The 9943-nt window shown below is 55.6% G+C and carries 9 protein-coding genes and 1 pseudogene; 3 read left to right on the forward strand and 7 right to left on the reverse strand.

Annotated elements, in window-relative coordinates; genetic code table 11:
* Positions 1-389: 389 nt before the first annotated feature.
* Complete coding sequence (locus tag JK202_RS15825; RefSeq protein WP_082872822.1) at positions 390-884, reverse strand: MarR family winged helix-turn-helix transcriptional regulator; 495 nt, start codon at positions 882-884, stop codon at positions 390-392.
* Positions 885-1049: 165 nt separating this feature from the next.
* On the opposite strand from JK202_RS15825, the gene JK202_RS15830 reads away from it, so the two are divergent.
* Both JK202_RS15830 and JK202_RS15835 read left to right on the forward strand, forming a co-directional pair.
* Positions 1050-2045: an alpha/beta hydrolase gene (locus JK202_RS15830; protein WP_249200184.1), complete on the forward strand. Its 996-nt coding sequence runs from the start codon at positions 1050-1052 to the stop codon at positions 2043-2045.
* Positions 2046-2255: 210 nt separating this feature from the next.
* A complete protein-coding gene (locus tag JK202_RS15835) occupies positions 2256-2726 on the forward strand; it encodes a hypothetical protein (protein ID WP_249200185.1) in 471 nt (156 codons plus the stop codon).
* 91 nt (positions 2727-2817) lie between these two features.
* Here the strand turns inward: JK202_RS15835 and JK202_RS15840 are convergent, their stop codons facing one another.
* The 5 genes from JK202_RS15840 to JK202_RS15860 form a co-directional block, all read right to left on the reverse strand.
* Positions 2818-3741 (reverse strand): replication protein RepA, encoded by a 924-nt coding sequence (locus JK202_RS15840; RefSeq protein ID WP_016738647.1) that lies wholly within the window; start codon positions 3739-3741, stop codon positions 2818-2820.
* A gap of 562 nt (positions 3742-4303) precedes the next feature.
* Complete coding sequence (locus tag JK202_RS15845) at positions 4304-5062, reverse strand: ScpA family protein (RefSeq protein WP_015074853.1); 759 nt, start codon at positions 5060-5062, stop codon at positions 4304-4306.
* Positions 5055-5840 (reverse strand): hypothetical protein, encoded by a 786-nt coding sequence (locus JK202_RS15850; protein WP_015074852.1) that lies wholly within the window; start codon positions 5838-5840, stop codon positions 5055-5057. The genes JK202_RS15845 and JK202_RS15850 overlap by 8 nt, the downstream gene beginning before the upstream one ends.
* Before the next feature lie 3 nt (positions 5841-5843).
* Complete coding sequence (locus tag JK202_RS15855; RefSeq protein ID WP_015074851.1) at positions 5844-6842, reverse strand: site-specific integrase; 999 nt, start codon at positions 6840-6842, stop codon at positions 5844-5846.
* A gap of 151 nt (positions 6843-6993) precedes the next feature.
* Positions 6994-7518, reverse strand: coding sequence for an SMC-Scp complex subunit ScpB (locus tag JK202_RS15860; protein ID WP_249200186.1), 525 nt, complete (start codon positions 7516-7518; stop codon positions 6994-6996).
* A 438-nt stretch (positions 7519-7956) separates the two neighbouring features.
* Here JK202_RS15860 and JK202_RS15865 point away from each other — a divergent pair.
* Positions 7957-9010: pseudogene (locus tag JK202_RS15865) on the forward strand (IS5 family transposase).
* 180 nt (positions 9011-9190) lie between these two features.
* Here the strand turns inward: JK202_RS15865 and JK202_RS15870 are convergent.
* Positions 9191-9880, reverse strand: coding sequence for a ShlB/FhaC/HecB family hemolysin secretion/activation protein (locus JK202_RS15870; protein ID WP_211562432.1), 690 nt, complete (start codon positions 9878-9880; stop codon positions 9191-9193).
* Positions 9881-9943 lie beyond the last annotated feature (63 nt).

Raw genomic sequence — 9943 nt, forward strand, 5'->3', positions numbered from 1 at the left:
TTCTGGCTTTGAGTGGAGATAAAATCTGTTAGGGGCATCTTTCAAACTGTGAAATCAGCTGGCAGCTTTCCGCACCTTTTATCCGGAAGCAGTCCAACTGTTTTGTTTTCTTCCACGATTTGCCTGTTTGCTCAGCGATATTAGAGCAGACAGGCAGCAGTCGCCTACATGTCAGAAGCCAGAGCGTCGCTCTTCGCTTCTCTGAAACGGACGTGTTCATGGCTTGCGAGAATAGGCTGTTGTCGATCACGACCAACATCACGAGCATCCCGCCTAAAATGCGCGGTATGTGCCGGCGGCCAAGTGCGATGACCCCGCTCGTCTCTGTTAGGGCGTAGGGGGAACTCAACACCAGTCTCTCTGGAAATGGTTATTGATGGATGACAGGCTCAATGATCGTCGGAATTGCAGCCCGGAGCACGCGGAGAGCTGACGGCTTGGCGTAGCCGGTCGACCCGATTACGCAAGTCCCGCAGTTCGGTGATCGACAGCCCGGTCGCCGCCAACACACAAGCCGGAATCGTCTCGGCCTGAACGCGCAGGGCCCGACCGGCCTCGGTCAGATGAACGCGCACCTGTCGTTCGTCCTTCTGGTCGCGGGTGCGTTCCACAAGGCCAGCGCCCTCCAGCCGCTTGAGCAACGGCGTCAGGGTGGAGCTGACCAGATCGAGTTGTGATCCAATTTCGCCGACAAGTCTGCCGTCACTGCTCCACAGGACGGTCATTACCAGATATTGCGGATAGGTGAGACCGAGCGGCTCGAGCAGCGGTTGGTACAGCCGATTGAAGGCGTGGCTCGCGGCATACAGCGAGAAGCACACGAAATTCGACAGATCAGGTGTGGATGGGTCTTCGTTCATATCGTCCTCCATAAGCAGAGCCATTATATCGCGCAATATCAAATCTCGGGCGATGTTAATGCGTAGGAGCTATGCAATTTCCCATGTTGCACGATACTATCGTGTGCGATATATAATGCTTCACAGGCCGATCGCAGCCTGATCGATACGGAGTTTTCCATCATGAAGCGCCTCTCCACAGTCATCGCCTTGGCTACCGCTATTGCCGCCGCGCCCGCGCTCGCCGCTCCCGTGCTGGAGCCCACGACCCAGCATTTCCTCAACGACCTCGCCACCGCCCATGTCCCGGCCATCCCCTCGCTGTCGCCGCACGATGCCCGTGCGCTGCTGGACGGCGCGCAGGCGTCGGTGAAGGTCACCGCTCCCTCTGCCCGGATCACCGACCGCGTGCTCCCCGTTGGCCCGACCGGCAGCACACGCATCCGGATCTATCGCCCGTTCGACGCCCCGAACCATGCGCCGGCCATCGTCTATTATCATGGTGCCGGTTGGGTGATGGGCGGCCCGGCCAGCCATGACCGCCTCGTGCGCGATCTGGCGGCGGGCAGCGGTGTGGTGGTCATCTTCGTCGATTACGAACGCTCGCCCGAGGCGCGTTATCCAACTGCGATCGAGCAGGATTATGCGGTTCTGGAGTATGTCGCTCGTCATCCGGTCGAATTCGGGATCGATCCATCCCGCATTGCCATCGCCGGAGACAGCGTCGGCGGTAATATGGTTGCGGTCGTCTCCGCGCTCGTTGCGGAGCGGCATGGACCCAGGCCCGTAGCCCAGCTCCTGTTCTATCCGGTAACCGATGCCGCGATGAATGACGGATCCTATCGCGAGTTCGCCAGTGGCCCCTGGCTGACAGCGAAAGCCATGGATTATTTCTGGAACCAGTATCTGCCTGCCGGCACTGATCGCGCCCAGCCGCATGTCTCGCCGCTGAACACGCCGGACTCCATCCTGCACGGGCAGGCGCCAGCGCTGGTCATCACAGATGAAAACGATGTCCTGCGTGACGAGGGCGAGGCCTACGCTCGACGCCTGGTCGAAGCTGGCGTGCCGGTCATAACGACCCGCTATAACGCGACGATCCACGATTTCGTTATGCTTAATGCGCTCGCCAAGACGCCGGCGGCCACCGCCGCAGTCGCCCAGGCGGCTCATTTCCTGCGCGATGCCTTTACGAAGGTAAAGTGATAGAACAGGGGCGGTCTGCAGCAATTTCCTCCAAAAAGAGGGAGTGCTTCAGCCTCGCGCTGGCCGCAGTTTCTGCTCCGTCCTCAGGCACTGACCATGAACCTATCGCTGGCATGACGACTGCATATATGCGGGGTCTTATGAGACGGACAGCTCTCGCCCGACGAAGTAGGTTGTCAGGTTGATCTTCAGGAGACGCCCATTTGTGTCGTGACAGTCGATTGCACGAATGACCGATTTTCCAGTCTTACCGCCCAACAGCCGACATTCTGCTCACCCCCCCGATTAGTCTGTCCGCTCAGTAGTGTAGGAGCAGACAGGCAGCAGTCGCCTACTTCCGGCCGATTAGATGCAGGCTACATGCTTCTCGAAAGCGGACGTTTACAGATAGTTTGGCTGGCAAACATTGAGAGCCTGTATGGCGATCTCACCAAATTCCTGATCTCTTGTGATTTCGAACTGAGTGACCGGACGCACCTGAAGGAACATCTTTTAAACGGAAAAACTCTTCTACTTGATCTCAGTAAGAGCAATTCATTGCGAAAACTTTCTGATTGTTATCGGGATCAGCTTTCTTACATCGCTTGTCATGCGAAGGGCTATTGGGGCCTTTATATCTCGCTCATTCGTCCTGATAGCTTTATTGCCTGGGCAAGCGATAATTTTCCAGATGATATCTAAAGCGATATAGGCATTATTCAAATTACTTATTGTTTCGCCTAACAAGCAATATTTGGCCTTATCTTTATTTTTCGAATCAATAGGTATATATTTAACGCCCTAGTATACGTCTCTCTGGTACTGGAGGAGGGGAGGGATATAGTATCAACCCTTTTTCCATATCAACATCTACGTGTGCTTCTGGATAAACAGAGAGGGCTAGTTTTAGTGGGCCTGTAATATCACGTTTGAAGTCACGCATACGCGCATATTCTGGTCCAAACTGCCCTTTGAAAGCATACCACGAGATAGATACTGGTTCTTTGAGAATATGTAGCCTGTAAGCTAACCAAATATATGTATCTATCGCTTTTGATTTTCCGGATATTTGACGAATTGCTACTTCCCGAAGTGGCAAAGGGTGGTCAATCAAGCTTTCGTAAAAACTTTCGTCTAAACGAACAACTTCTCTCCAAAACGAAGGTTGATTTTCATCTTCCTGAATTGGAAAGATTGCGTCCCGTACAAATGCTCCGTTACTAACCATTTTTGCTCCATTGTGGACGCGAAAAAATGTTAGTCTGCACTGACTGATTCTTTTTGCTTGGTCTCTTACGGAATTATAAGTTTTCCCACCAACAGTAATTCCCATTACTTTAAGCCAAGCATTCATCGAAGAGCCAAGCTCGACTTCACGGGATTGTGTCTTTACTGCTTGAGTTTGTAAATAGAGGAGAATCATACGAGCCATTGAGCCGTATGGAATACCCACGGGAGTTTTGTCGTCGTTTAAGCCGCTTTCAATAAGAAGTTTGATTCCTCCGCCTTCACGTTCCCATACGGTCTCTTCAGTCTTTTTATGAGGCAGAGCAGCCATCGCAAAGCCCGAATGAGTGATGCCAATTTGTAAAGCTTCATCACTTAATACTTCATGAGCAGCATCGACACATACACGGCTTAGCTGCCCATCGAGAGACGCCTGTCGCCGAGCTTCATGGAGTCCATGGCGTTCAAGAAGATTGTGTATTTCACCCATGAACCTGACTTTCCATGGCCGACGATCGGGTGTCAATTTGGACTTTGCTCGCGGCGATTTTTCCACAGAACTCCCTTGGACTCCACTCGCCGTGGTTTGGACTCTGCTCGCGCGCTCTAGGAAGATTATTAGATATATTTATTAGATATGCGCGACCAGAGTCCAAGGGATAACCACCATTGTAGCGAGCAAAGCCCAAGAAATGAGCGAGGAGATCCCAGGGGATAACTGTTCTAAATTCAAATCGCTGTGCATTACGGCTGTCTGCAATGAGCGAGGAAAGTCCAAGAGGGTGCGAGAAGAGTCCAAAAGATGTGAAAGAGGATGATGCGGACAGCGAGGGGGATAGAGCGAGAAGAGTCCAAACAACTGAATGGCACAATAAGCTGGCCGTTAGGCGGTGCAAAAATTTCTCATCGTACCGTTTGAATAGAGAACCAAACATATTGATTCTAATGGCCTAATTTCTAAATGTAGGATAAAATTAGCCTTAACTTCAGTGAGATATCGAAGATAATTCTGAATCCGCTGATTGCGACAGTAAGCTTACCGGGATAGCTGGTCAGGGACGATCAACTGCAAATGTTCGTGGCAGGTGCAACTGTCTAAGATATAATTCTCCTCGTTTTTCAAGTTCCAAAACGGCCGAAAGATGAGCAGCCCACGCGGCCTTGCGCTGCATTAGGTTTTGAGGGCTGGCTCCAAGAGAAAAATGAATCACGCCCTCGACGAGGTCCCACGTGCTCTCCGGATAGTCCCGAACTTTCCGCTGCCACCATGCCAAAGCGTCCTGAACAGAAACACGCGGTACTAAAGAAGGCTGGAAGATACTCTCTGGGGGCCGCAGCTTTGCCCTCCGACGAGATGCTGACAAAAGCGCGTCCAGTAGATCTTGGGTGAGGATTGAAGACGCTGTCTCAGCAGCAGAAGGCGAGGGGGGCAGTTTCCCGCGTCCAAAAACACTTTCGCCCAGCACAGGCCGAGTTTCAAAGCACTCCACGGCTTGCAAAAGCTTGTCCTTTCGAAGCAGGGCGCGTTGGAGCTGCTCGGCTGCGGAGTGGGCGGCAAGGTGCTCTTCAGTATCTTCCCGAAGCAGAAGAGCCGAGCGCATTTGAAGAAGGGTCGCTGCCAGAACAAGATCGTTCGCAGTCTGTTCGAGAGGACGGTTTTTAAGTCGCTCTTCCACGCAGATCAAAAACTGGTCGATCAGCTCTCTCAGCGGAAGCGTCCGAAGATCTATCGCACGATGGCGGACGGCCTGCAGCAGCGCCTCCAGCGGGCCCTGCCAGGCTCCAACTTCCAAAAGCAGTCCCTCAGACATCGTAAAGCGGGCGTATGGAAAAGGTGAGGTCGGGCCATTGGGTCGCAATGGCCCGAAGAGCCGGCCAAGGCGTCCAGTCCGCCGACCAGAAAGAAACACTCCAGTGGTTGGTGATCTTTTTCGGATGCCCGTCCATGACTTCGACTTGCCGCAGTGGCCGGGAGGTTCCCCAGTGCTCCCACAGCCACGTTTGTGTCATGGGGGAAGCGGGGCCGAGGGAGAGAAGATCCAGAGGCATAGGACAAAGGGCATTAAGGTCAAACGGAACAGAGCTCGATCCTGTCTCCTGCGCGAGAAGGACCGTCTGAGTCTGGACAATCTGGCCGATCAAAGCGGCTGTCCGGGAGTCCCCAACGGGAAAGATCCGGCTCAGATCTTCGCGGTTGGTGACATCCGGTCCCCACGACAGACGCCCAGTCCCCGCTGCTGCCGCCCGGAACTGGGCCAGCACGGCTTCTGACCCTGTGACGGTCAAGACATGTGCCAGCCAGTCCGGTTGAGGATTGAATAGCGGACGAGAAAGAGGGGTCTTCGGCTCTAACAGCTCTGACCCGGCGATTGAAAATGCCGTGCCGCTTGCCGGTGGCCTTGGGGTGTGGCGGGTGAGCGCTGGACGGGTGGGGAGACGAAAGCCGCCCCCCAGTTCATCGTCGTCACTGGGGCCCGGTTCGAGATACCCGTGGGCAACGGGTCGTGCTTCCAGTTCCAGACGATAGGCTTCCAGGCGCGCGACTGTCGCATCAACGTCGGCGATGATTTCAGCCGTTGTCTGTGGCACGGGCTACAGGTCCAGAAGATGGGCGGGAGAATCCAGGTCCAGACGGGCCCGACGGACATAGCGGCGCATGCTGCGCAGGTCCCGGTGGCGGGTGTGTGCCATGATCTGCTCGTCACGGGCATTAGCCCGGAAGGCCTCAGTGACGAAGCCGGCACGCAGCCCATGCGGGCTGAGGCGTTCCCCGGAAGGCACCTTAAGCCCGGTTACCCCAGCACGGCGCAGCAGGATCTGCCGGACGGCATCCGGATGCAGGGCATCGCGTCCCACCTGCTCCCAGCGATTGATAGACCGGAAGAGGGGACCGTCAATAATCTCGGCCTTTTTCAGCCAGCGCTCCAGAGCCAAAACCGGACAGGTTTCGCGATGCCTGCCGCGCGGCAGAAAAATTTCTTCGCCCCGGTGTTCGGGGTCTGTCTTGCTGCGGGCGATATGGAGCTTCACGCCGGTTCCCACGATCCGGACGGTCTCTGTCGTTAAAGCAACCAGCTCTGAACGGCGCAGCGCCCCGGCAAAGCCGATCAGCAGAAGGGCCCGATCGCGCAGATCCGCCAGCGCTTCGACGGTTTTGCTATGCTCGGGGGCGACGAGCTTACGGAGTTCCTGGGAGGTGAGGGCAGCGGCCTGTTTCTGAGGCGCGCCATACACACGCCCTGCCGCGCGGAGGGTAGTGCGGATGGCCGCATGGCCGGAGCTCCACTCCAACCCCCGCATGCGATGCTGATAGCCAATGGCAGCCAGGCGACGGTTGAGAGCCGAGCGGCTGAAACGTGGTGCCAGACTGTGCAGCCAGGCCGCAACGACGGGAGGAGCGGCCGGAAGTGGGGGCGTGTCGTGTTCGTTGCACCAGTGACAGAAGGCCTGCCAATCATGAGCATAGGCTCGCAGGGTTTCGGGTGCATAGGCTGCGGTCCGGGCACTGTCTTTTGCGGCGTCCAAGGCACTTTGCAGAGCAGGGGAGGGCGCTTCGGAGAGACGCTCTGCGGGATCTGTCGGGACTGTCATGCCGGTGATCTTCCCTCTGAAATATCCAATAAATCTGCCGTAAGACAACAATTAAAGCAACCTTGATCTAACACGCGGTAAGAGAACATTACCACGTGTTAGATCAACGATAAGTCGTCCAAAAAATCCTGCAGAAAGAGCCCATAACGGCCTATAGCGGACCTCTCAAACCTTCGAGGAGCGGGTCCAGTTCGGTGAGAGACTTCAGGCCATAGGTGACAAGGAAGGTTTCGGTCGTGGCCCAGAGTTGAGGCTGGCCCGGCACCGGCTTACGACCGACGCTGTGAATGAGGCCTCTTTCTTGCAGCAGGGTCAGGGTCTTCTGGGGTAGGGCGGCATCCCGGAAGCTTTCGATCTCGGGCCGTGTGACCGGCTGACGCGCAGCAATCAGTAGCAACACTTCGAGCGCGGCGCGGGGCAGGCGTTCTCGGGGGGGCTCCAGCACCGCCCTCAGGGCCTCCGCCACATCGGGCGCGGTGCGAAACATCCAGCCGTCTCCGACCGCGACCAGCTCAAACCCCAGCCCCTTGGTGCGTCTGGTCACCTGGCTCAGGATCTGAGCGAGATCCACGTCCTCTCCCAGGGCGCGCGCCAGCGTCGTCCGGGAGACAGGACCGCTGCTCTGGAAGAGGAGGGCTTCGGCCAAACGGACGGGATCGGAGGAAGAGGACACCATGGTCGAGAGCATAAGACCGCATCGCTGCGTTCCGCCAGAGCCCGGGACATGCTGGAAGGGGATCTGCTTTGCGACCTCGGGGATCAGGACCCGATTGTATGCTATTGATCTGGGATGCCGATCCGACCGGAACTGAAAGCGCTTTACCCTCCCAACTGGCCCCAGCTGAGCCGACAGGTGCGGTTCGCGCGGGCAGGGGGTGTCTGTCAGCGTTGCGCTCGCCCGCATGGACATCATCTTCAGGTGCTGCCGGGTGGCCGATGGAAGCATCCTGACACAGGGCACTGGTTCAACGGACGGGGCAGGCGGATCTCGCCTCCGGATCTACTTGAACTGCTTCAGGTTCGGCAGACGAAGGTGGAGGGTTCGAAAAACCCACTGGTTTTGGGTCGGCCTTTATGATTCCATTTTTCCTACGTTGATTGGGTATGGTGGAAGATGAAGCAGCCGGGTTTCTTTGATGTTGAAGAGCGGCTTGCGCGATTGAGCGGGCTCGGCGATTAACTTGAAGTCTTCCGCCCTGACCTGGAGAAGGCTCTGACGTATTCTGACGGAAGCAAAGGCGGGCGACCGCCATTTGATCCGTTGCTAATGTTCAAGATCCTGGTCATCCAGACGCTCAACAATTTGTCTGATGAGCGGACGGAATATCTGATCAACGATCGCCTCTCCTTTATGCGTTTCCTTGGTCTGGGACTTTCAGATCGGGTGCCTGATGCCAAAACGGTCTGGCTGTTCCGCGAGCGTCTGACCCAGGCGGGTGCGATCGATGGGCTGTTCAACCGCTTTGATGCGACCCTCCGCAACGCCGGGTATTTACCGATGTCCGGCCAGATCCTGGATGCCACACTGGTGGCTGCTCCAAAGCAGCGGAACACCAACGCAGAGAAAGCCGATCTTCGGGAAGGACGTATTCCTGAAGACTGGCAGGACAAACCCGGAAAGCTGTCGCACAAGGATCGTCATGCGCGCTGGACACTGAAGTTCACGAAAGCAAAACGGCAGGATGATGGAACCATGCCATTCAGCGATCTCGCCATTCCATTCTTTGGCTACAAATCCCATGTCTCCATCGACCGGAAATACCGGTTCATCCGGAAATGGAAGACGACGGATGCAGCAGCCAGCGATGGCGCGCGCTTGAGAGAGGGGCTGCTGGATAAAAGCAACACAGCCTCAACGGTTTGGGCCGACACGGCGTATCGCTCACAAAGCCAACGAGGACTTCATGGAGGAGCATGGCTTTGTCTCGAAGGTTCACAGGAAAAAGCCGCACCTTAAACCCATGCCACTCCATATCCAGCGGTCCAATGCAGGAAAGTCCGTGATCCGGTCCCGTGTCGAGCATCTCTTTGCCGATCAGAAATCGCAGACAGGACTGTTCGTCCGAACTGTAGGCATAACGCGAGCCACCATGAGGGTCGGGCTGGCCAATATCGTCTACAACATGCGTCGCTTTCTCTTCCTGGAGCGGATCAGCGCGAGCGCGTAGATATCCAGCGGATGGCAGCCCTCGATCTGCTCAAAACGCAGATCGAAAACAACTCAAAGAACCGTCTATCAAATCGCCAAAAGCCAGAAATTATGGGCCAAGCACATCAATCAAGGGTTCTTCGATCCCTCCAGCTGGAGGGATCGAAGAACCCTTCAGCTGACAATTTCGGGATATTTTTTAATATCCAATCGTAAGAGAGAGTGTTCCGAACCCGCCTTTGTTACCGAAGCCATTCTGCTCGCGTATGGCAGACACGCCGTGCAGGCGCCAGCCAACATTGAATATGAGGTTGATATAACGATCGACAGCACTATGCAGGTCCAGACCGATGCTGGACAGATCTGCCTCGTTCACGGACTGAGCAATGTGGTGCACCTGCGAGACATGGCCATAATCATAGAATAGTCCCACCTGTTCAGTATCATACACGGGGATGTTAGGTGCGATGAATTTGGAAAGACTGAAAGCTGGTGAGCGAATTTCGTTGGTAACACTGACTCCCTCACTGCCCAGAGCAGTATCTGTAAAATAGCCGCGTGCGGTGTAAAGCCCGCCAAGGCCAAGTTGATTATTGTACATCAGATTGGTACTGGCAAGCTGCCCCGTGGCTTGCAAAATCCACGATAGGCCCGCAGGCAACCATGTGGTGCGGTTAAGACTCACTGTGTCATAGACATACTGGTTACTTGCTCCAGGTACGAGTGTTTCAAAATTGCGGTGGCGGTTGGCTCCACTCATGCCGCCGGGGCTAAGCACGAGCTGGTTCTGGAAAGTAGTCTGCCCATACGGGTCGTTCAGCATGGCATTGTATAGGATGGGAAACTGATCGACTTCTGCCTGACTATCGAACACAGAGGTGGCCCCCATTTTTCGGACAGGACGATAAGCTATAATCCGATCTGAGAGAGGACGGGTTTATGGGTAAGGTTA

The organism is Gluconobacter sp. Dm-62 (assembly GCF_018256155.1).
Classification (GTDB): Bacteria; Pseudomonadota; Alphaproteobacteria; order Acetobacterales; family Acetobacteraceae; genus Gluconobacter.